Source organism: Lentzea alba (assembly GCF_011067745.1).
In the GTDB taxonomy this organism is placed as follows: Bacteria; Actinomycetota; Actinomycetes; order Mycobacteriales; family Pseudonocardiaceae; genus Lentzea; species Lentzea alba.
The window spans coordinates 1,655,781-1,676,963 of record NZ_JAAMPJ010000001.1; the positions used below are offsets into that span (position 1 = coordinate 1,655,781).

The window sequence follows — 21,183 nt, forward strand, 5'->3', positions numbered from 1 at the left end:
AGCGGGCGCAACGATTCCACGGGGACGGCGGCTACCGGGCAGGCGGAACCTGGGGAGCGGAAGCGATGACTGGTGTCAGACACCGCGGCTACTTCACGGCCGCGGTGGCGGTGATGGGCGCTGCCCTGGTGGCAGCGCTGTTCGCCGCACCTCTGAACAGACCGGTGGACATCCGTTTGGTCGCGCCACCTCCGCCACCTCCTCCGCCGATCGTCGCAACGGCCACCACGACCGTTTCGGCTGTCGGTCTGGCGCCGGCGCAACCGCCGCCCCCGCCTCCTCCGCCGCCGCCACCTCCACCGGCCAAGCCGCTTCCCCGGCCCAAGCCGGACCCCACGTCGGGCAAGCCACCGTCGAAGCCCCGTCCGCCGAGTCTGGACGACCTGCTTCGCTGTGACACGAAGTTCTTCGGGGACGACGACTTCGAGCGCTGCCTGGAGTGGCCGTTCGACGACGAGCAGTTCTGCGACTTCCTGGAGAAGCACCACCTGAGGTTGATCGACCTGCGCGGGCCGGACGGGCGTGACCCGGACAGGTTCGACCTGGACTGCGACTAGTGGCGTGGCTCGCAACGTTGCCGGGGGAATTCGCGCTCAGACGGGCGCATCACGGTGCCGCCCCCACTTCCTCATCCTGGTTGGCTGTGGGAGTGGGGGCGGTGCCGTGAGGCGTCCTGCTGAGCGTGAATTACCTCGCCAACGTTGCGTGACGCGCCACTAGCCTTTCAGCTCCCTCAACCTCGCGAGGTTCGCCTCGGCGCGGGTGCCGAGCAGCTGCGCCTCGCCCAGGTAGTGGTCGTCGATCAACGCTTCGACCTCGTCGTCGTTCATCGCCGGCACGATCCTCGCCGCCATCCGGTTCATGTTGCGGTAGCTGCCCTGCAGGAGGAACTCACCGCCACTCGCGGCCGACGCGATGTACTCCTGGTTGACCGCGAGCACGACTTCCTGGATCCGCTGCAGCTTCCGGACCACGGACAACATCCGGTCCAGCTCGACGGTCTCGTACTCGTGCCGGACGGTTTCACCGTTCGCCAGACGCACCAGCGGTTCCACGTCGACGCCGTTGAGGGTCGGGTTCGACGCGGACGCGTTCTCCAGGTAGCTCAACGCAAAGAGGGCGTCGCGGCCCGACAGCACGTCACCGAGGTTCCACACGTCCGCGCGGTTCGCGAGCATGTCCGGAACGCGGAAGGCTCGACCGGTCTCGGTGTACGGGTTGCCCGCCATCGACACCGCGAAGCGCTTGCCCCGCAGGTCGAACGTGCGTGCCTCGCCGTCCCAGACGCCGTCAACGCGTCGTTGTGCGTCGCACAGCGAGATGAACTTCTGCAGCAGCTCAGGCGATGTGTGCTGGATGTCGTCGAGGTGCAGCAGAACGTTGCTGCCCAGGGCGAACGCGAAGTTGATGCGCTCGACCTCCTGGCGTGCGGTGGCATTCGGGGCCTCCTCCGGGTCGAGCGAGGTGACGCCGCTGCCCAGCGCCGGTCCGTTGACCTTCACGAACACCATGCCGAGCCGGTTCGCGACGTACTCCATCAACGTCGTCTTGCCGTAGCCGGGCGGGGAGATCAGCATCAGCAGGCCGGTGCCGTCGTTGAGCTGCTTCGCGAGGTTGTCGCCGATCAACGGCAGGTACACCTCGTTCAGCAACCTGTTGCGCACGAACGTGTTCAGCACCGCGGGGCGGTAGTCGTCCAGCCGGAGCCGTTGACGTTCCTCGGTGATGAGCGCGTCTCGTTGCCGCTGGTAGGCGCGGAAAGCGGGGACCTGCGTGTGTTGGAACGCGCGCAGCCTGGTCAAAGTCTCGTCCAGGCGCAGGTCCAGGGACTGGTTCGTCACGCGGGGGTGCGTGCCGAGCAGGCCGGTCACGGTCTCGGTCAGCGCGGCACTGGAGTCGTACCGCGGCAGGTCGGTGAGCAGGACCGCCACGACCTCGGGGAACTCGGGGCAGTCCTCGTCGCCGAGGAACGCCTTCAGCCACGCCTCGATGAGGTCGCGGTCGCCCAGGTCCTCGGTCACCACGGCCTTGAACCTGTCGATCACGGTCCGAGCGGCCTTGCTGGTGACGAATCCCCTCGGCTCGCAGGCCAGTTCCTCGAACAGGTACTCGGCGGCCAGGTCGTCGATGCCGAACTGCCTGGTCAGCTCCGGAATGCCGTGCGTGCCACCGAAGATCGTGCGGGCCCGGGCCAGCGACTCGGCTTTGCGCGCCCACACCGACCGTTGGTCCTCCGGCTGTTCGGACCAGAAGATCTGGGCCTGGGCACGGGTGGCCGGCGGATACCTCAGCAGCCCGGCGCCGGCGTGCAGTCGTTGCAGGACAGCGAGGATCTTCTCGGCGTCGTGGTCGTGGACGCCCTTCTCGTAGCCCTCGTCGTAGCGTTCCGCGGCGGCGGACACCACGTCCGTGCGGCCTTCGGCGAGCAGGCACCCGGCGAGGTGCTCGGACCGGTAGACGTCCTGGGTTTCCGAGACCAGCAGCTGGTCCCAGAACGGCCGGGTCGCGGCGAACGCCGGGTCGGTGACCTCGCTGCGGTAGTCGGTGCCGGTGACCGCGTAGAACAGCCGGCCGTCGCGCGGGACCAGGGTGAGGTTCATCGGCTCGGTCGTCACCGGGAAGCGGTGACGACCGAGCACGATCGACGCGCCGTCGAACAGATCGGCCCGGTCGCGCAGTGCCCGGCCTCCCTCTTGCCGGGCATCGCGCAGACTCGCGTCGAGCTCGTCCGCCCGCACGTCACCGAGTTTCCGGAGCTCCTCGGCGACGTTGCGAACCTTGGCGACCATCGGGTCGCCCGCGAAGTACGTGTTGATCTCGTCGGTCGAGGTGAGCTTCCCGAGGCGACGGCGGATCGTACCGAGCACGCGTTCGGCGGACTGCACGAGCCTGTCGGCCTTGCGCGCACGTTCGTCGAGCAACGTCTGCTTGCGAGCGGAGAAGGCCTCGTAGACGTCCGTCCGCTTGGCGCCGATCTGGGCCAGGAAGTCGTCGAACTCGCCGAATCGCGACTCCAGGTTCTCCAGCTGCAGCAACAGCCGGCCGAGCTGGTCGTCGCAGCGCTGTGGAGAGTCCGCGACCGACAGCGCGCCCGTGATGGCCTGGCCGAGCAGCGCGAACTCCGCGGCGAACTCGGCCCTGCCCTCGGCATTCGCCAGAGCCTGTCGACGACCGTCCACAGTGGCCCGTGCCCGGTTGACCGCGGCCAGCACCTCGCCGATGCTCGCCAGGATCGCCGTGCGGGTGGTCGTGTCGGCGGCGTCGAGCGTGCTGACGACCTCGGTCAACACTTCCAGCCCGGCCTGCTGCTGCTCCAGCCGTTCCTTGAGCGGCTTGGCCTCGGCGGCTGTCTTCAGCTCCGCGGCCGCGATCTGTTCGATTTCCTCGTGGTACTGGGCGAACGCGCCCTCACCGCTGAGGAACGCGACGGCCCGTCGTGCGGACGCGCCGAGTTCCTCGACGAGTTCGGCCTCGCGCCGGTCGATCTCGGCGAGGTCGACGTACTTGAGGTCCTTGAGCGTGATCAGCCGGCCCTGCGCGGACCGCAGATCGGCCAGCAGCCGCACCCACTCGTCTGCGCTTCTCGGTGCCGCCGACCTGGCGAGCCTGATCAGCGAGGCGAGCTTCTCCGAGGCCGCGTGGAGCTGCTGGGCCGCGTGCTCGGTGAGCGTGCGGACCGCCTCGAACTCGTCCAGCACCTGCTCGGCGGTGGCGCGGACGGCCACGACGTCCTGTTTCAACCCCAGTTCGTCGAGCCAGTGCACGCCGTCGATCACTCTGGTGCACAACGCGATCAGGCCCTCGAACACCGGCGCGCTCGGCGTCATCTCGGCGCTCATCCGGGTGATCGACAGGCAGTCCGAGATGCCGCGGACGAGTTCGGCGTTGCCGATGCGGGCGAGCGGGCCTGCCTGGTCCGGCAGCTCCTCGTCCTGCACGAACGGTGTGCGCCAGACCTGCATCGGGTGCACGCGCACGGGTTCGGAGCTGGTCTCGCGGAAGATCACCAGGGTGCCGTCGGCGAACAGCGAGTAGCCGTGGCAGGTGATCGGCGTCGCGACTTCCTTGCGAATCACGTTGTAGGGCAACAGCAAGCTGCGACCCTCGCGACGCGCGTGGTAGACGAACAGCACGTCCTCGCCGTTCGCGGACCGGACGACCCGTTCGAACTCCAGGTCGTCGGTCTCGACGTCGAACGTCTTGTCCGCACCGGTGACCAGGTAGTAGCCGCCGGGGAAGATGATCCCCTGGTCCTCCGGCAGCCGCTGGCAGGCCTGGCCGATGCCGTCGAGCCTGGCCACGGTCTTGGTGCGGGTGTTGAAGACCAGGTGCCGCCACGCGGTCTCGTTGTACGGGCGGATCCTGAGCAGGATCAGCGGGCCGACGCGGGCGTAGTGCACGTCGGCGTCCGCGAGGCTCTGCAACGGCTCGTCGACGGGCTCGGAGTAGATGCCCTCGCCGACCTCGGTGTTGTTCTCGATCTTGACGGTCAGCGTGCCGCCGACCGTCTCGACGAACACCTCGTTCTCGATCGCGATGTGCGGGTGCCGGCCGAGCACGTGCTGCTCGCGGGTCGTCTCGACCCACGTGACGTCGTGCGAGGGCGGGAACACGTGGTCGCGGTCGCCGCGGTTGTCGACGTAGGTGACCGAGCCGTCGACCGCGACGTCCCAGCGCAGCACGCGGATGTCCTCGATCCGCGCGCCGGTCTGGAACACCGCGAGCAGCCGTGACTCGACGATCCGCAGCTGGAGCAGCCGCGTTTCGCGGTAGTACCGGTAGAGCTCGGCGAAGTCGTTGCGGAACCTCGGGTCCTGCAGGAACTCCGCCTCGACCGCGCTGAAGTCCCTGCCGTGCACCGCGAAGACGTCGCTGACCGTCGTCTCGGGCTTGAGGCCCATGAACACGTTGTAGCCGAACAACATCTGGTCGCCGAGCGCGACGATGTCCCGCGGCACGCAGTTGTTCTCGGTGCGGATGCGTTCGGTGGCGAGGAGTTCGAGCGCGGTGCTGCCGAACGTCTCGACGCGCTGGGCGTTCAGCGCTTCCGTGCTCCGGGCGAGCCCGGCGGCCTGTTCGGCCAGCCGGGCCCGCAGCACCTCGTAGGTGCCCGCGTCGAGTTGCGTCATGCGTTCTGGCCGTTGTTCTTGGCCATCTGGGTCAGCGCGATCGCCGCGGCGATGTTCTGCGCGTCACCGGTCGTGAACGAGCTGAGGATCTTGGTCAGGTCCTCCGGGAAGTTCGAGCTTCCGTCCATCCACTTGGAACCCAGCGCCTGCACCACGTCCGAGTTGCCGACGAAGCTGTCGACCTGCTTGCCTGCGGTGATGGCGTTCGCGATCTTGTCGAAGAACATCGTGTCGCCACCGACGATGTCGATGTCGGCCTTCTCCAGGCCGGCCGCGAGGACCACGGCCTGGGCCTCAGCGATCTGGCGCTGCACGTCGATGCCCTTGAGCCGGATCTCCTTCTCGGCCTCGAGACGCAGGCGGTACTCCTCGTGCTCGCGGGTGGCGGTGTCGAGCGCGGCCATGGCCTCGGCCTTGTGCGACAAGCCTTCCGCTTCGCCCTTGAGGCGTTCCTTGATGCCCTCGGCGTCCGCGAGCGCCTTCTCGCGGTCCACGACGGCCTCGGCGCGACCGACCTTCTCGATGGCGTCGGCGTCGCGTTCCTTGACCATGACGTTCGCCAGACCGGCCGCGGCGGACTCGGCCTGGATGCCCTCGGCGAGGCGGATCTTGGCGCGGGCGTCGAGGTCGGCGGCCTGTTGACGGGACTCGGCGAGCACGACGACCTCGCGGGCCTTGTGCTGCGCGGCCTGTTCCGCGGCCTCGGCGGCCTTGATGTCCTTGACCAGGGACTGCTGCGCCTCGGCCTCGGCCATGATCACGATCTGCTGGCGGTCGCGTTCGGCCGACTCGACCGCACGCAGGCGCTTGATGTTCTCCTCCTGCTCGGCCACGGTCTTCTCGACCGCGACCCGCTCGCGCACCAGGTCGGCGATGGCACGCCGCTCGTGCTCGAGCTCCTTGTCCTTCTCGATCATGCGCAGCGACGTCTCGCGTTCGCGGGCGATGACCTCCAGCATGCGGTCCTTCTCGATGCGCTCGGTCTCGACGGCGATCACGCGCTCGCGGTTCTTCTCGGCCACGGCGATCTCGCGGGCCTTGTTCTCGGTCTGGATGCCGAGCTGTTCCTCCGTGCGGATGAACGCGGTGTTGGCCTTGAGCCGTTCCTCGGCCTGGACCTTCTGGGTCTCGGCCTCCTGCTGCGCGCGCGCGGTCTCGATCTCGCGCTTCTGCCGGATCTCCGCGTCCGCCTGCCTGCGCTGCAGTTCGAGGATGGCCTCACGCGCGCTGACGTTCTGACGCGTGATCTCCTTCTCCTCGTTGCGGGTGAACTCGTTCGTCTTGACGTGTTCGATCGCGGTCAGTTCGGTGATCTTGCGGATGCCCTGCGCGTCCAGGATGTTCGCGGGGTCGAGCTGCTTGAGCGGCGTCTGCTCCAGGTAGTCGATGGCCGCGTCCTCGAGGCTGTAGCCGTTGAGGTCGGTGCCGATGACCTGGACGATCCGGTCGCGGAACTCGTCGCGGTGGGTGTAGAGGTCGACGAAGTCCAGCTGCTTGCCGACGGTCTTGAGCGCCTCGGAGAACTTGGCGTTGAACAGCTCCTGCAGCGTGGCCTCGTGGCTCGCGCGCTCGGTGCCGATCGCTTGCGCGACCTTGATGACGTCCTCGACGGTCTTGTTGACCCGCACGAAGAACGTGATGCGGATGTCCGCGCGGATGTTGTCCTTGCAGATCAGGCCCTCGTTGCCGGCCCGGCGGATCTCGATGGTCTTCACCGAGATGTCCATCGTCTCGCATCTGTGCAGGACCGGTAGGACGACGGTGCCCGTGAAGGTCACGTCGACCTTTCTCATCTTCGAGACGATGAGCGCCTTGCCCTGCTCGCACTTCTTGAACAACCTGCTCAGCGTGATCGTTGCCAAGATCAGCACGACGACGATCACGGCGATCAGCACGAGCAGTCCCGTTGAGATCGCACCCATTGTCAGCCCCCTGTGGTGATGTCCACGACCCAGAAGAACTCGCCTTCGGTGTCGTAGTCGAAGATCAGCGCGGTTTGTCCCGCTTTCAGTTCGGTGCTCTGTGCCGCTCGCACCTGCACGACCGCAGTGCCGCCGTCGTCGGCGGTGACCTCGGCCTGCCCGTAGTTCTCGGTGACCCGCGCTGTCTTCACGATCGCCGTGCGGCCCACGAAGTCGTTGCGGGACGCGGGTTTTTCCGGCTTGGTCCAGTTCCTGACCGGGATCAGGAAGATCTTGGTGAGCAACGCGCCCACGAGCAGCGCGCCGAGGAGGACGACGTACCGGAGCTTGCCCTCCGGCGTCATGACCGTGCCGACCAGCGCCGCGAACCACGTGATCAACACGAAGAGCGAGATCGAGATCGGCAGCACCGGGGCGTGGAGGTGGTCCATGCCGATCAACGCCGCCGTGAGCCAGTACGCCAGCACCACGAGCACCAGAAAGCTGAACAGCACAGTCGGGAACGCCAGCGCGGCAGCAACGAACTCGGTCATCCTCGCCCCCCTTCTTGCCCCTCAGATGTTCTGGAGGCGTGATCCGTTGCACTGATACAGAACTTTTCGCGGGAATGACAGAGGTCACTCGGCAGTTGTCCGGATCATGGACATCGGGGTGCAGGGGTTGAACATCGGCGACACCGCCGGACCTGACGAGACGCGACGACTCGCCCAGTTGGCGGAGTCGCTCGGCTATCACTCGTGGTGGGCGTCCGATCACGTGGTGCTGCCATCGCCTCGGGTCGATCCGTCACCGTCCGAACCGGACACGGTGATCGTCGATCCGCTCGCGCACTTGAACTTCGTGGCCGCGGTGACGTCCCGGCTGGAGCTCGCCACCGGCATCCTGATCCTGCCCCAGCGCAACCCGCTGGTGCTCGCGAAGCAGGTGGCGTCGCTCGATCTGCTCAGCGGCGGGCGGTTCACGTTGGGCGTCGGCGCCGGCTACCTGGAGTCGGAGATGACCGCGATCGGCGTGTCCTTCGAGGACCGCGGCGCGCGGACCGACGAGTACCTGGACGCGATGGACCAGCTGTGGCATTCGCCGTCGCCGTCGTTCGAGGGCAAGTTCGTGTCTTTCTCGGACATCGAGGCCCACCCGCAGCCGTCCAACGTCCGGGTCGTGGTCGGCGGGCACAGCGCCGCGGCGTTCCGGCGAGCGGTGGGCCGCGCGCAAGGGTGGTTCGGCATCGGCACGCCCGACGACATCCGCGGCCACCTCGCGCGTTTCCCTGAGCGCCCTTCCGGGTTCCGGATCAGCGTGTCGGCGCAGGTTCCGCTGTCCGCCTCGGTGATCAGGGAGTACGAGGACCTCGGCGTGGACGAGCTGGTGATCTACCCGCCGATGTTCGACGGCACCGTGGACGAGGTGCTGCACAGGTACGCGGAGTTCACCGGCTAACCTCGGTCGGCGTGATCCCCGTAGTCGTGCTCGCCGGCTTCCTCGGTGCCGGCAAGACCACCTTGCTCAACCACCTGCTGCGCACGTCCGGCGGCACGCGGATCGGCGTCGTGGTGAACGACTTCGGGCAGATCAACATCGACGCGTTCGCGGTGTCGGCCCAGGTCGACTCGATGGTGTCGCTGTCGAACGGCTGCCTGTGCTGCGCGGTCGACGGGACCGAGCTGGACGGGATGCTGGCGAAGCTCGCCACGGCGGACCTGGACGTGATCGTGATCGAGGCTTCCGGTCTGGCCGAGCCATCGGCGCTGGTCAGGATGGTGCTGCAGGCACCTGGCGTGTCGTACGGCGGGCTGATCTACGTGGTCGACGCCGTGGAGTTCGCCGCCGTGCCGCACCTGTCCAGGGATCTCGAACTGGCCGATCTGGTGGTGCTGAACAAGGTCGACCGGGTCACCTCGCTGCCTTCGTTCGACGTGCCGGTGCTTCCGGTCTCGTTCGGTCGCATCGATCCGGCCTTGCTGTTCGAGGTGCGGCCGCCGGACATGGGACCGCGCCAGCTTTCGTTCGACGATCTGGACGACCACTCCACGCACGCGCACGCTTCCTACGACAGCGTGACTTTCTCTTCGGTTGAGCCGTTTCACCCCAAGCTGTTCATGGACTTCCTCAAGGCACGGCCCGAGGGTTTGTTCCGCGCCAAGGGTTTTGTGCAGTTTCCGGGTGAGACGTTCATGCTGCACACCGTTGGTGGGTACGTCTCGTTCACGCGAGTCGACGACGCCCCGACGCAGCTGGTGCTGATCGGGGCGGGCATCGATCCGGACTCGTTGACCGACTGGCTGACGGCCTGTGTCGCGGACGGACCGGTCACCGAGCAGGACATGCTCTGGGTGCTCCGGTTCGTCCGCGACTGATCACTTCCTCACTTGGCGCCGCACAAGGCAGCGTCCACAGTGGCCAGAACCGCGTTGTGCGCCTTCTCTCCTGCTTCCGGCGTGCCCTGAATCGTGCCAGGCAATGCCGTGACAGCAATGGAAAACGCCCTGCCGTCCGTGGTCACGCCACCACGCGTCTCGTACCCGTGGATGTCGCCGCCGTGACCCCAGTACCGGCCACCGCACGTGAGCGGCACACTGGCGATGCCCAGCCCGTACTCGGCGCCGGGCAACATCTCGCCGTTGGTGTCCACGGTCTTCTGCATTTCCTTGAGCTGGGTTGCGGGCAGAAGGTCACCCTTGAGCAGCGCGCGGTAGAAGGTGTTGAGGTCCTTCGTGGTGGAGATGATCTGCCCGGCGGCCCAGCCCCACGAGGGGTCGAGCTCGGTGACGTCCTCCACGCCGTTGCTGGTCCTGGCGTACCCGTGCGGGTGACTGCCTTCGATCGTCTGGTCGCCGACGCCGGGCCAGTAGGTGTCCTTGAGGTTCAGCTTCCTGATGATCCGCTGCTCGACGTTCTCCGCGATCGGACGACCGGTGACCTTCTGCGTCAACAACCCGAGCAGCACGTAGTTCGTGTTGCTGTACTTGAACTTCTCGCCCGGCTGGTTGGTCGTTTCGTGCGCGTTCGCGATGTCCAGCAGCTCGCGTGGCTCGAAGTACCGGTGCCGCACCTCCTCGAACTTCTCCAGCCCCATGTAGTTCGTGTAGTTCGCGAGCCCGCTGGTGTGGTTGAGCAACTGCCGGACGGTGATCCGCTCGTCCTTGATCGCACCCGGCAGGTACTTGGTGATCGGCTGGTCCAGCTCGACCTTCTTCTCCGCGACGAGCTGCATGACCACGGTGGCGACGAACGCCTTGGTGTTGGACCCCACCCGCACCTGCCCGTTCTTGGGCACCGGCACACGTTTGTTCAACTCGGCGGTGCCCGACGTGTGCGCGGTGCTCCTGCCGTTGGCCTCGGTGACCGTCGACAGCGCCGCCGGGAACTCGTGCTGCTTGACGAGCCCGTCGAGCTGCTTCTGGATCGTCGTGGCCGGCGCGGCCATCGCCGTTCCGCTGCACAACATGGCCGCCGCCAACACGCCCACCAGCGTCTTCTTCATCCTGTGCCTCCCTGTTTCGTGGTTGAGGCAAGGCTTTCAATTCCGGGTGCGCGGCACAGTCAGGCACACTGCCGTTGATCAGGTGGAGCAGGCTCTACCGTCAGTACCGGACGCTGCTCTGCAGCAGCGGCGGGTAAACGCCGGACGCTTCGCCATCCACCGTCGTGCCCGCGAACTGCAACATCGCCCGCAACTCACCGTGCAGCGGAGCGGGATAGTTGAGCTCGGGCTTGGAAACCTGGTCGAGCCGGTCGAGCTGATCTTCGGAGAGCGTGACCTCTTCGAGGTTGCTCTCCAGGTGCTCCAGTTTTCGCGCCCCGATGATCGGCACCACCGTGCCCTCACGCTTCTTCAGCCAAGCCAACGACACCGCCGCAGTCGTCGTGCCGAGCTCCTCGGCGATCTCGTTGGCCACGTCAATCACCTTGAACTCGTCCTCGCTCGGCGGATTGACGTACTTCGCCCGCTCCGAGTCGCTGACCTGCACGTTCCTCCGATACTTGCCACTGAGGAACCCGTTCTTGAGGGGACTCCACGGCACCAGCGCCATGCCCAGTTCCCGCGCCATCGGCGCGATCTCACCCTCGACCGTCCGCGCCAGCAGCGAGTACTCGACCTGCAAGGCGATCAACGGCGTCCAGTTCCTGAGGATCGCCGTGGTCTGCGCCTGGGCCGTCACCCAGGCCGGCACGTTGGAGAACCCGATGTACCTGACCTTGCCCGATCCCACCAGGTCGTCAAGCGTCCGCAACGTCTCCTCGATCGGCGTGTGCCGATCCCAGTTGTGCATCCAGTAGAGGTCCAGGTAGTCGGTGTTCATCCGACGGAGAGTCTCGTCGAGCTGGTCCCTGATCGCCTTCCTGCCCGCGCCGCCCCCGTTCGGATCGCCGGGGTGCATGTTGAAGAAGAACTTGGACGCGAGGACCACCCGGTCCCTTGTGCTGTTCGTGAAGAAGTCGCCGAGGATCTTCTCCGAGTGCCCGTTGCTGTAGAAGTTGGCGGTGTCGATGAAGTTCCCGCCGCGGTCGAGGTAGGCGCCGAGGATCCTCTCGGACTCCTCAACACTGCACCCGGCGGACCCGGGGTCGTCGCCGAAGGTCATGGCGCCTAGGGCGAAGGGGCTGACTCGGAGGCCGGACCGGCCGAGCGTGACGTAGTGGTCGAGAGGCATCTTCTTGGCTCCTTGGAGTCGTTCTGGGGGTACTCCAATGGAAGCTCTTGCGTGTGCGTGGCGGTACGAGGATCCGCTCGCGCTCTTGCCCAATCCTCCCGATGGCGGCCTTGTTGGTCGTTTGGGGGCGTTAGGTGGGTGAGGTTCGACATAGACAACCCGAGCGACATCCGGTGACGGCGATCGGTAGGCTGTGCCGTCGAGGGCTGCTAGCTCAATTGGCAGAGCAGGAGACTTTTAATCTTCGGGTTCAGGGTTCGAGTCCCTGGCGGCCCACCATCGCAGCTGGTAGCGGGTGCGGAGGGAGAGATCCTCTCAAGATCAAACCCCCCGCTTACCCCTCATTTACTGCCTTCTCCATCGACGGCCGGGCGTGCCCGAGGATGTCGGCGATCTGCCGGGCAGTCAGCCCTCCTCATCGAGCAGGGTTGTGACCATCCGGCGGAACGTCCAGAACTCCGTCGCCAAAGCGGTCAAGTGGTGATGCGAGGCGGTGCTGCGCCGGACGAACCCGTTGGTGTCCTCGGCCCGGCACCAGGTCAGGTGGCTTGTAGAACGTGCCTCGGGCCTATCCCGTGCTCGCGGTGACCACCACAGGCGGTCAGTGGCTGTGCGGTCCTGAGACATCAACTGTCGGCGAAGTCCTGACCTCGGACACTGACGACACCGAACACAACCGCTCACGAAGCAGTTGTGGCGGGCGTCCGCTGGTCAGTGCCGTTTGCGGGCAGTCGCACGAGGGTAGTCGATTCCATGGTCATCCTCGCTGACATATCTGGGCGATATGATTGGATCCCGGACACCCGCTGGTTCCTTCTCCTCCCTGTAGGCCTCTTCGCCGTGGCGTTCGCCGTGAAGTGGTGGAAGCGGCGCCAGGGACAGCGTTGACGTTGTTGGTCCTTCAGGCGATCGCGGCGCCGACAGCGCGACTTGTCATTGAGTCAGGGGTTCTGAAAGCCGGCCGCACGTCGGGCGGTTAGCCGCTGGAGGTCCGCCGCCACCCCTGTTCCCGGCGATCATTTAGCACCAGGCGGCGATTCGTCCTGCTCAGGCAGGTCGAGCGGCCCTTGCAGCGTGAGAGCGCCAGGTCTGCCAGGCTGCCGTTTCACAGTGTCGGCACATCCTACGAGCTCGCCGAGTGGGAGGGCGCTCGTCCCTCAGACGACGCGGATGCCCGAACGACGCTCGACAACTTGTACGACCGAGGTGCGGCAGGAAGTTGCCGCACGCCAGACATCCCTTGTGTTCACCGGTCATCCGCGGACAAGGGCAAGACTTCTTCCACGGCTGCGGAAGCCGAGCTGATCGGGAATTGACCTCTACCAAGGCAGAGGTTGCATCGTGGCGTCCAGCAGGGCGACGACGATGCGAGGAGCGAATCATGATCTTGGTGACCGGAGCCACAGGGCGAGTCGGTGGCAGTGTGATGTCCCAGCTGCTGGACAAAGGTGAGTCGGTACGTGCGCTGGTCCGAGATCCACAGCGGGCGGCACTGCCCGACGGCGTGCAGGTCGTGCGTGGTGACTTGGCCGACCCTGCCAGCCTCGGCCCTGCCCTGGACGGGGTCGACTCGGTGTTCCTGGTCTGGCCCACCATCGCGGCGGACCATGCCGCGCCGCAGGCCATCGCCGAGATCGCCAAACGCGCGCAACGCATTGTCTACCTGTCCAGCAACGGCGTGTCCGAGGACGTGACTGAGGGGATTCTCGGCTCCCACGCCAAGCTGGAGCGGCTGATCGAGGACTCTGGCGTGGAGTGGACGTTCCTGCGGCCGAGCGGGTTCGCGGCCAACACCCTGGCGTGGGCGGAACAGATCCGTGCCGAGGGCGTGGTGCGGTGGGTGCACGGCGCCGCCCGGCGGGCGTTGATCCACGAGGGGGACATCGCGGCAGTGGGGGTTGTGGCACTCACCGAGGAGGGGCACGTCGGGGCCAGGCACACGATCACCGGGCCTGAGGCGATCACGCAGTTCGAGCTGGCTCAGGCGATCGGCCTTGCGATCGGCCGCACCGTGAGGTTCGAGGAGACCACCCCGGACGATGCCCGGCAGGGATTGTTCGCCGATCTTCCGCCGCAGTTCGTCGACGAGATCATGGCCGCGCACGCCGCCATGGTGACCCAGCCCGAGAAGGTCACCGACACAGTGGAACAGCTCACCGGGACTCCGGCGCGCACCTTCGGCGAATGGGCGGCCGACCACGCCGCCGACTTCAAGCCGTGATGAGCGCACAACGTCCGGTGAGCGGACGGTCATGCTGAGCAGTTGGCATGGAGCGGCAAGCCAAACTGTCCACTGTGGACCTTTGAGCAAAATCTAGAACTTTGCGCTTTCTCCTGACTCGTCAAGCAACGACATCCGGAGACCCGCAACGGTGGAGCAGGCGCAACCTCGCGGTGCGTGGCTGCGGTTCCCGTCGCTGCGGCGACCTGAAATTTGCGTGCAGGTACGGCTTCTCGGTGAGTAGGGTGCGCGAGACCAAAGGGGGGTGCGGCATGACGAAGCTGAACCAGATCATCGCGGTGGAGAAGAGTGTCAAAGGGGGCACGCTTCGGGACCTCACCGACGCGCATCACGGGTTGCAGAAGCCCGCGCTGCTGGCCGGTATCTCCCGGACGTACCAGCCGAAGGACGAGGACGGCGAGGTGCTGCCGCCGGAGTCCACTCGCGTGCAGGTCAAGGCTGAGGACGTGCTGCGGAAGACCGCGGACGTGATGACTCGGCTCTTCGACGTCACGGCTACCAAGGACTGGGCCAACTGCGTTGCGAAGGCTGATGTCGTGGTCGACGGGCGGACGTTGCTTTCCGACGTGCCCGTGTCGTACCTGCTCTTTCTCGAGAAGCAGTTGACCGACTTGCACACCTTCGTGAAGAAGCTGCCTTTGCTGGACGCGGCCGAGGACTGGAACTTCGACGAGTCCGCCGACTACTGGCGCACTGAACAGGTTCGGACCATCCGCACCAAGAAGGTGCCGCGCAACCACGTCAAGGCCGAGGCCACGGAGAAGCACCCGGCGCAGGTCGAGGTGTACTACGAGGACATTCCGGTGGGTTACTGGACCACGGTGAAGTTCTCCGGTGCGCTGCCTGCCCGGCGGGTGAACGAGCTCGTCGACCGGGTGGAGAAGCTGCAGCACGCGGTGAAGTTCGCCCGGGAGGAAGCCAACGGCCTGGAGATCACCGACCAGCGGGTTGGTGACGTGGTTTTCGACTACCTGTTCCGGTAGCGTCGACAGACTCCCCCGCTGGAGCGCGGGGGTGCGCTCCCGATGGGAGCGTGAAAGCTGAAACTGAAACGTCAGCCTGAACCACTCGGTCACAGGTGGGGGGTTCGAATCCCTCTCCCGGCACCATCGCGCCGGGGTAGCCCAATTGGTAGAGGCAGCCGGGATCAAGCTCAGACTCTCGCTCCAGGTTCAGCATTTCCGCCGAACGCCAGATCGCCCGAGTACGGACAAGACTCGCCGAGGTGGGGGTTCGAATCCCTCTGGCCGCTTCATCATGCGGCCGTAGCTCAACGGAAGAGCGCGGCGACCTAAGGACTGATCCGACTCTTAAACGTCGCTGGTGTGCGCAAATGGGCGGCCAAACGGGGCCCCGGACTGGACATGTCCGGGGCCCCATCCGCGTTCAGGCGAACGGGTGCCCCGTCGGACGAGCGGTTGTTCGGGTACGCGCTGGAAGACCTGGCGCAGGGCACAGCCAGCCAGCGGCAGACCATCGTCAACGTGTTGTGTGCGTATCTCCGCATGCCTTACGACCTGCCTGCGCCGTCTGAGAACGCCATCGGCGAAGGGACGGCGGAGGCTGAAGCTGGTGGAGCTCAGTCCCTCGCGTTGGAAGGGTTCAACCAGGAACTCCAGGTTCGGCTGACGGCTCAGCGCATCCTTGCGGATCATCTGCGCCCCGGCTCCAGGCCACGCCGGTCTGTGAGCACCTACTGGGGCGACTCGGAAACGGACGACCTTTATGGGCGACGCCGAGTTCGCCTGGGCGACGTTCAGCAGGTTGGCCTGGTTTTCGGGGGCGAGCAAGCGGAACTGGCCGAACGTTCTGGTCGTGGTCGAACCCGTCGACGACGAAGAGGCACAGCTGCCCGACCGCAACGGCAAGTGGGGCCAACTGGCAGCGGTGCCAGATGAAGTTCCGCCGGTTGCGGGAGCGCTCGAGTAGTCGACGAGGTGACGGCCGGTGGGCGCCTACCATCGGCGCGATGGGGATCAAGGTTCTGGGTTGGATCACTCCTGTCCGGATCGCGCTGACGGGAGCCGTGCTCGTCGCGTTGCTCCTGGCGGCTCCGATCTCGTTCCGGGCGCCGGGCGATCATGAGATGACGAACTGCGGCAGCACGCTGATGTTCGATCCGCAGGGCTACGCAAAAGCGGGCGAGCGCCACTACTGGGACGACTTCGTCCACAGGTGCACGATGGGGCGGACCACCCGTCTCGCGCAGGCACTGGGTCTGCTGGCCGTGACGGGTGTGCTCGTGACCTTCGCCCTGACAAGGCCGCCGAACCGGCGAACGGTGGTTGCTGCCGACGACGCACAGGCCGCCTGACAGAACGACGGCGCGAGGCCTCCCGTTCAGCGAACGGGAGGCCTCGCGCGGCGGGTCAGTGGGCGGTGGTCGTGCTGGCTCGGTTTGGCAGCAGGGCCGCGGCGACGATCGTTGCCACGGCGAGGACGGTGGCGATCACGAAGGCCAGTTTCATGCCGCTCAGCTGCGCCGCTGCCTCGGTGGCGCCGTCGGCGACCAGGGAGCTGGCGCGGGCGGACATCACGGTGACCACCAGCGCGGTGCCGAGGGCTGCTGCCACCTGTTGCAGGGTGCCGAGGATCGAGCTGCCGTGCGGGTACAGGTTTGGCGGCAGGGCGCCCATGCCCAGGGTGAAGATGGGGGTGAAGGTCGCGGCCAGGCTCACCATCAACAGGGCGTGCAGGCCGAGGATCTGCCAGTACGGCATGGTCGTGGAGACCTGGGTGAAGCCGGCCAGGGCGAGCACGATGGCGATGGAGCCGGGCAGGACCAGGGGGCGGCTGCCGAAGCGGTCGTAGAGCTTGCCGACGGTCGGGCCGAGCAGGCCCATGGCCAGGCCGCCCGGCATGAGCAGCAGGCCGGTTTCCAGCGGGGTCAGGCCGCGCAGGTTCTGCAGGTAGAGCGGCAGCAGGATCATCGAGCCCATCATCGCCAGGAACGCGACGCACATGAGGACCAGTGCCAGGGCGAACGTGCGGTGGCCGAGGGTGCGCAGGTCCATCAGGGGCGCGCCGGTGCGTTGGAGCTTGAGCTGGCGGAACACGAAGATCGCGATGATCGTGGCGCCGGCGGTCACGAAGGCGATGCTCTGGCCCAGGTGGGCGCCCTTCTCGCCGAACAGGCTCAGGCCGTAGACCAGGCCGCCGAAGCCCAGGGTGGCGGCGAGAGCGCTGAACCAGTCGATGGAACTGACCTGGGGCTCGCCGATGTTGGCCAGCTGGCGCAGGCCGAAGTAGGTCACGGCGCCGGCGATCGGGAGGACCGCGACGAACAGCAGGCGCCAGGAGCCGAGCTGCAGGATCAGGCCGGACACGGCGGGCCCCAGGGCGGGTGCCACGGAGATCGCCAGGGTCACGTTGCCCATCACGCGGCCGCGGTCTTGTTCGGGCACGACGGTCATCAACGTCGTCATCAGCAGCGGCATCATCACGGCGGTGCCCGCGGCCTGCACGATTCGGCCGAGCAGCAGGACTGTGAAGGTCGGCGCCACGGCGGAGATGGTCGTTCCCGCCATGAACACGCCCATGGCGATCGCGTAGCCCTGGCGGGTGGTGACGCGCTGCAGGAACCAGCCGGTCACCGGGATCACGGCGGCCATGGTGAGCATGAACGCGGTGGAGACCCACTGCGCCGCCTGCTCGGTGACCTGCAACGACTCCATCAGGCGCGGGATCGCGTTGATCATGAGGGTTTCGTTGAGGATCACCACGAACGTGGCCAGCACCAGCAGGCGGACCACCAGTGGTGTTCGGGCCCCTTGCTTCGTCGGCCGGTCTTCGATCACTGCAGGCATGTCAGGCCCTCACTAGGTTGCTGGCACGGTCGTGTCGCGGCCGAGGCCGCCGGTGTCGAGGTGACACAGGTGGAGACCTGCAGTTCTGACAGAACTCATCGGTCTACCCGAGTGTTCCTCATAGCCGCGTCCCTCTCACCCGAATTTCGCCTTCGGCGGACCGGGTCCTCGTCGTCCCTCTGACAATGCGTCGAACGGCGAGAGCGCGAATCGACACACTCGGTTCGCGAGATCTGGGTTCATGATCCGGCAGGCCCCACCATCGAAGCTCCGGTAAGCTCCATGGTTCACGACGTCCCGTGCCGACAGGCTCAACGGCATGAGAACCGCAGTTGTCACGATCATCGCCGCCGTCGCGGCCGCCATCAGCGCGGTGCCGGCAGGAGCGGCGACCCCGGTGCCGCCGCCCAACGACGCCGCGCTGCGCGCTGCGATCGGCGGGTTGCCCAACCCGGAGACGACCGGGGCGCTGGTCCGGATCACCGGGTCGGCGGGTACCTGGTCCGGGGTTTCCGGGGTGTCCGACATCAAAACGAGCGCGCCGGTGAAGGCGGATGGGCGCTTCCGGATCGGGAGCATCACCAAGACCTTCACCGCTGTGATGGTGTTGCAGCTGGCCCAGGAGCGACGCATCGACCTCAACGAGCCCCTGCAGCGGTACCTGCCGGGTGTGTTGCCGGTCAGCTATCCGGCAGTTCCGGTGTACACGCTGCTCGATCACACGTCCGGGTTGCCGACGGTGGACATCCCCGGGTTGACCGACCCGCGCTGGGTCCTCGAGCACCGCTTCGACCACTGGAGCCCGCAGCAGGTGCTGGACACCGCCCTGCGGCATCCGATCGACTTCCAGCCGGGCATTGCCCAGAAGTACACGAACACCTCCTACGTCGCGGCCGGCCTGCTCGTCGAGAAGGTGACCGGGCGTTCTTACCCGCGGAACCTGCGTGAACGGATCACCGGACCGCTCGGGTTGCGCCACACCTACTACCCCGGGGACGACCCCAGCCTGCCCAACGCGGCGGCTCGTGGGTATCTGGACGTGGACGGTGAGCTCGTCGACGCGACCGTGATGAACCAGTCGATCCCCGGTGCGGCGGGCGGGATGATCTCCACGGCGGAGGACCTGGACGGGTTCATCACCGGTCTGTTCCGCGGACGGCTGCTCGGCCACGAGATGATGACCAGGCTCTTCACCGTTCCGGACGTGCCCACGTTCGACGGCGGCGGGCCCGCCCTCTACAGCCAGGGCCTGTCGAGGATCGTGCTGAACGGCGTGGAGCTGTGGGGAAAGACCGGCAGCCGGCACGGGTACTCGAGCGGTGTGTTCGCCACCCGTGGCCTGGAGCGGAAGATCGTGCACTCGGTCAATCCGACCGTGAAGTCGCCGGACGGCCAGCCGAAGATCGTCATGAAGATCGCCGCCGCGGCCACGAGCTGACTCGGACCGTGGTCTGAGTCACCGGGCCGGACCGTGGGCCGATCCGGCGGAGCGCCGGCGGTGACAACGTTCAGGTATGAGACTTCCTGGGGCGTGGATTGGTGGGGCGGCGCTGGTGCTGGGGCCGGCGCTGCTCCTGGTCGGGACGTTGTTGCGGTCGCCGTTCAACTTCTTCTTTCCGGACCAGCTGCGGGCTGTGGCGGAACATCCGGGTCTGATGACGGCGGCTTACACGTCGTTCTTGGCGGGAAACGTCGTCATGTCGGCCGCGGTGGCTTCTCTCGCGCAGCGGATCGGGGCGACGCGGCCGGGGTGGGCAGCCTGGGCCGGGGTGCTGGTGGTCGTCGGGCTGTTCGGGCGGACGTTTCACGCCGGGGTGGACCACGCGGCGTTCAGCGCCACGAAGCAGCTGGGCGTCGAAGGCGCAACGGAGCTGGTGGCCAAGGGGTACGGCGACCTGCACCTGTTCAGCTTCCTGTCGTTCACGATCATGTTCGGGTGGTTCGTGCTGGCGTTCGCGGCCTATCGGAGCGGCGTGCTCGGGGCCGTCCGATCGACCGCGCTCGCGACCATGGGGCTGTTGCCGCTCGGGGTGTTGAAGGGCACCGAGCTGGTGTCCATTGTGGGCACCGCTGGACTGTGCGTCGCGTTGGTGCCGTTGGGGATCCGAGTGCTCGCCGAGCAATCCCGGCCCACTCGGCGGCAGGTGCTGATCGCGCTGCCGGCGGCGGTGGGGCTAGGGGCGCTCGCGGTCCTCAGCACCATGGGATGAGATGGACGGCAGGGCGAACCAGAGGCCCGTGAAGACGACGAACGCCACCACGCCGACGATCACCGCGAGCCAGCCGCCCAGGATCACCTCGGCGAGCAGGAGGACGGTGCCGGTCATGGCCAGGGCCAGGAAGGCCAGGCCGATCAGGGCGAAGGTGTTGCCCTTGCGGACCACGTCCTCGCGGCGGCCCTGGCGGAACAACATCCGGTGCCAGGCGGCGGGGGCGGTCAGGAAGGCCACGGCGACGGCGGCGCACATGACCGTGATCAGGTGCGTCGCCCGGACATAACCGCTGGTGGAGGCGTACTTCTCGGTGAAGGCGATGGAGAGCAGGAAGCCGAACAGGATCTGCACGCCGGCCTGGGCCACGCGGAGCTCCTGCAGCAGCTCGTTCACGTTGCGGGCGAGTCTGCGTTGGTCGGACTCCTCGGCTTCGCTCACGTCGCACACGTACCCCATGTGAGCCAGTTTGAAACGCCGTTCGTGTCTCAAAAATGGCGGCGTGGTCCGGATACCACTATGCAAGTGATCCATGAAGACGATCGCGATCGCGGTTGCCGCCGCGTTCCTGTTCACCGGGACCGCGCACGCCGAACCGGCGAGGGTGGCCCACACGTCCGGCAAGTTCGAGAGCTTCAGCGACAAGGCAAAAGCCGTCACCTACGACGCCAAGGTGCCGAGCGGCGCGAAGGTGACCGTCGTCGGCGTACCGACCCTCAGCGGTGGCACGACTGTTTTGCTGGTGCTGAAGGGATTGCTGCCGCATCGGGCGTACGGGGCGCACGTGCACGTGAAGAAGTGCGGTGCGGCGCCGGCGGACTCGGGGCCGCACTTCCAGCACGTGGTGGACCCGTTCCAGCCGTCGGTCGACCCGGCGTATGCCAACCCCGACAACGAGATCTGGCTCGACGTGCACACCGACGGCAACGGGTTCGCCCACACCAGGTCCACTGTGGACTGGCAGTTCACCGAGCGGCACGCGCAGTCCGTGATGCTCCACAACGAACACACGCACACCAAGCCCGGCGAGGCGGGCACCGCCGGACCCCGCCTCGCGTGCGTGAACGTGCAGTTCTAGAAGCGGTTGATCACAAACTAGTGTCGTGCGCCGGAAATCCGCCAGGTAAGTCTAGTGTGGGTTGATGGCGCGGATTGGACGTCCTCCTGCTGTGGTGACGTTGACCGAGCAGGAGCGGGAGACGCTGCAGCGGTGGGCGCGGCG

The 21,183-nt window shown here is 66.7% G+C and carries 17 protein-coding genes and 1 tRNA gene; 11 read left to right on the forward strand and 7 right to left on the reverse strand.

Features of this window, described 5'->3' with window-relative positions; all coding sequences use genetic code 11:
• The first annotated feature begins 65 nt into the window (after nt 1-65).
• A complete protein-coding gene (locus G7043_RS08120) occupies nt 66-557 on the forward strand; it encodes a hypothetical protein (protein ID WP_166044831.1) in 492 nt (163 codons plus the stop codon).
• Between the two features lie 159 nt (nt 558-716).
• Here G7043_RS08120 and G7043_RS08125 read toward each other — a convergent pair whose 3' ends face one another.
• The 3 genes from G7043_RS08125 to G7043_RS08135 are packed head-to-tail and all read right to left on the reverse strand — an operon-like array spanning nt 717 to nt 7,584.
• Nucleotides 717-5,129 carry a DNA repair ATPase gene (locus G7043_RS08125; RefSeq protein WP_166044832.1) on the reverse strand — a complete coding sequence of 1,471 codons (4,413 nt, stop codon included), beginning with the start codon at nt 5,127-5,129 and terminating at the stop codon, nt 717-719.
• Entirely contained in the window at nt 5,126-7,051 is a 1,926-nt protein-coding gene (locus G7043_RS08130) for a flotillin family protein (protein WP_242641849.1), read from the reverse strand. Before G7043_RS08130 ends, G7043_RS08125 begins: the two co-directional genes overlap by 4 nt.
• 2 nt (nt 7,052-7,053) lie before the next feature.
• Complete coding sequence (locus G7043_RS08135) at nt 7,054-7,584, reverse strand: hypothetical protein (RefSeq protein ID WP_166044833.1); 531 nt, start codon at nt 7,582-7,584, stop codon at nt 7,054-7,056.
• Nucleotides 7,585-7,690: 106 nt separating this feature from the next.
• Here G7043_RS08135 and G7043_RS08140 point away from each other — a divergent pair, with 106 nt between their 5' ends.
• Entirely contained in the window at nt 7,691-8,488 is a 798-nt protein-coding gene (locus G7043_RS08140) for an LLM class F420-dependent oxidoreductase (protein ID WP_166044834.1), read from the forward strand.
• An 11-nt stretch (nt 8,489-8,499) separates the two neighbouring features.
• Entirely contained in the window at nt 8,500-9,405 is a 906-nt protein-coding gene (locus tag G7043_RS08145) for a CobW family GTP-binding protein (protein ID WP_166044835.1), read from the forward strand.
• 8 nt (nt 9,406-9,413) lie between these two features.
• Here G7043_RS08145 and G7043_RS08150 read toward each other — a convergent pair whose 3' ends face one another.
• Both G7043_RS08150 and G7043_RS08155 read right to left on the reverse strand, forming a co-directional pair.
• Nucleotides 9,414-10,532: a serine hydrolase domain-containing protein gene (locus G7043_RS08150; protein WP_166044836.1), complete on the reverse strand. Its 1,119-nt coding sequence runs from the start codon at nt 10,530-10,532 to the stop codon at nt 9,414-9,416.
• A gap of 100 nt (nt 10,533-10,632) precedes the next feature.
• Nucleotides 10,633-11,703, reverse strand: coding sequence for an aldo/keto reductase (locus tag G7043_RS08155; protein WP_166044837.1), 1,071 nt, complete (start codon nt 11,701-11,703; stop codon nt 10,633-10,635).
• Between the two features lie 203 nt (nt 11,704-11,906).
• Between G7043_RS08155 and G7043_RS08160 the strand changes: the two genes are divergently transcribed.
• The 5 genes from G7043_RS08160 to G7043_RS08180 all read left to right on the forward strand — a co-directional run bounded on the left by G7043_RS08160 (nt 11,907) and on the right by G7043_RS08180 (nt 16,259).
• Nucleotides 11,907-11,982, forward strand: a tRNA-Lys gene (locus G7043_RS08160).
• A 1,102-nt stretch (nt 11,983-13,084) separates the two neighbouring features.
• A complete protein-coding gene (locus G7043_RS08165) occupies nt 13,085-13,924 on the forward strand; it encodes an NAD(P)H-binding protein (protein WP_166044838.1) in 840 nt (279 codons plus the stop codon).
• Between the two features lie 272 nt (nt 13,925-14,196).
• Nucleotides 14,197-14,928 carry a DUF7873 family protein gene (locus G7043_RS08170; protein ID WP_166044839.1) on the forward strand — a complete coding sequence of 244 codons (732 nt, stop codon included), beginning with the start codon at nt 14,197-14,199 and terminating at the stop codon, nt 14,926-14,928.
• A 742-nt stretch (nt 14,929-15,670) separates the two neighbouring features.
• Nucleotides 15,671-15,874 (forward strand): hypothetical protein, encoded by a 204-nt coding sequence (locus tag G7043_RS08175; RefSeq protein WP_166044840.1) that lies wholly within the window; start codon nt 15,671-15,673, stop codon nt 15,872-15,874.
• Between the two features lie 40 nt (nt 15,875-15,914).
• Nucleotides 15,915-16,259, forward strand: a complete 345-nt coding sequence (locus G7043_RS08180) for a hypothetical protein (protein ID WP_166044841.1) — start codon at nt 15,915-15,917, stop codon at nt 16,257-16,259.
• 55 nt (nt 16,260-16,314) lie between these two features.
• Here the strand turns inward: G7043_RS08180 and G7043_RS08185 are convergent, their stop codons facing one another.
• Nucleotides 16,315-17,751 (reverse strand): MDR family MFS transporter, encoded by a 1,437-nt coding sequence (locus tag G7043_RS08185; RefSeq protein WP_166044842.1) that lies wholly within the window; start codon nt 17,749-17,751, stop codon nt 16,315-16,317.
• 319 nt (nt 17,752-18,070) lie between these two features.
• Between G7043_RS08185 and G7043_RS08190 the strand changes: the two genes are divergently transcribed.
• Nucleotides 18,071-19,189 (forward strand): serine hydrolase domain-containing protein, encoded by a 1,119-nt coding sequence (locus G7043_RS08190; RefSeq protein WP_166044843.1) that lies wholly within the window; start codon nt 18,071-18,073, stop codon nt 19,187-19,189.
• 76 nt (nt 19,190-19,265) lie between these two features.
• The gene (locus G7043_RS08195) at nt 19,266-19,961 is read left to right on the forward strand and encodes a hypothetical protein (protein ID WP_166044844.1); all 696 of its coding nucleotides are present in this window, start codon (nt 19,266-19,268) and stop codon (nt 19,959-19,961) included.
• Here G7043_RS08195 and G7043_RS08200 read toward each other — a convergent pair.
• Nucleotides 19,926-20,420 (reverse strand): DUF6328 family protein, encoded by a 495-nt coding sequence (locus tag G7043_RS08200; RefSeq protein WP_166044845.1) that lies wholly within the window; start codon nt 20,418-20,420, stop codon nt 19,926-19,928. The two genes, G7043_RS08195 and G7043_RS08200, sit on opposite strands and share 36 nt — an antisense overlap.
• A gap of 73 nt (nt 20,421-20,493) precedes the next feature.
• Between G7043_RS08200 and G7043_RS08205 the strand changes: the two genes are divergently transcribed.
• Nucleotides 20,494-21,039, forward strand: coding sequence for a superoxide dismutase (locus G7043_RS08205; RefSeq protein WP_166044846.1), 546 nt, complete (start codon nt 20,494-20,496; stop codon nt 21,037-21,039).
• The last annotated feature ends 144 nt before the right edge of the window (nt 21,040-21,183 follow it).

What these genes read in the sequence shown, in the direction of transcription:
- G7043_RS08120 (WP_166044831.1), top strand. Translation starts at nt 66, where the DNA reads ATGACTGGTGTCAGACACCGCGGCTACTTCACGGCCGCGGTGGCGGTG.
- G7043_RS08125 (WP_166044832.1), bottom strand. Translation starts at nt 5,129, where the DNA reads ATGACGCAACTCGACGCGGGCACCTACGAGGTGCTGCGGGCCCGGCTG.
- G7043_RS08130 (WP_242641849.1), bottom strand. Translation starts at nt 7,051, where the DNA reads ATGGGTGCGATCTCAACGGGACTGCTCGTGCTGATCGCCGTGATCGTC.
- G7043_RS08135 (WP_166044833.1), bottom strand. Translation starts at nt 7,584, where the DNA reads ATGACCGAGTTCGTTGCTGCCGCGCTGGCGTTCCCGACTGTGCTGTTC.
- G7043_RS08140 (WP_166044834.1), top strand. Translation starts at nt 7,691, where the DNA reads ATGGACATCGGGGTGCAGGGGTTGAACATCGGCGACACCGCCGGACCT.
- G7043_RS08150 (WP_166044836.1), bottom strand. Translation starts at nt 10,532, where the DNA reads ATGAAGAAGACGCTGGTGGGCGTGTTGGCGGCGGCCATGTTGTGCAGC.
- G7043_RS08155 (WP_166044837.1), bottom strand. Translation starts at nt 11,703, where the DNA reads ATGCCTCTCGACCACTACGTCACGCTCGGCCGGTCCGGCCTCCGAGTC.
- G7043_RS08165 (WP_166044838.1), top strand. Translation starts at nt 13,085, where the DNA reads ATGATCTTGGTGACCGGAGCCACAGGGCGAGTCGGTGGCAGTGTGATG.
- G7043_RS08170 (WP_166044839.1), top strand. Translation starts at nt 14,197, where the DNA reads ATGACGAAGCTGAACCAGATCATCGCGGTGGAGAAGAGTGTCAAAGGG.
- G7043_RS08175 (WP_166044840.1), top strand. Translation starts at nt 15,671, where the DNA reads ATGGGCGACGCCGAGTTCGCCTGGGCGACGTTCAGCAGGTTGGCCTGG.
- G7043_RS08180 (WP_166044841.1), top strand. Translation starts at nt 15,915, where the DNA reads ATGGGGATCAAGGTTCTGGGTTGGATCACTCCTGTCCGGATCGCGCTG.
- G7043_RS08185 (WP_166044842.1), bottom strand. Translation starts at nt 17,751, where the DNA reads ATGCCTGCAGTGATCGAAGACCGGCCGACGAAGCAAGGGGCCCGAACA.
- G7043_RS08190 (WP_166044843.1), top strand. Translation starts at nt 18,071, where the DNA reads ATGAGAACCGCAGTTGTCACGATCATCGCCGCCGTCGCGGCCGCCATC.
- G7043_RS08195 (WP_166044844.1), top strand. Translation starts at nt 19,266, where the DNA reads ATGAGACTTCCTGGGGCGTGGATTGGTGGGGCGGCGCTGGTGCTGGGG.
- G7043_RS08200 (WP_166044845.1), bottom strand. Translation starts at nt 20,420, where the DNA reads ATGGGGTACGTGTGCGACGTGAGCGAAGCCGAGGAGTCCGACCAACGC.
- G7043_RS08205 (WP_166044846.1), top strand. Translation starts at nt 20,494, where the DNA reads ATGAAGACGATCGCGATCGCGGTTGCCGCCGCGTTCCTGTTCACCGGG.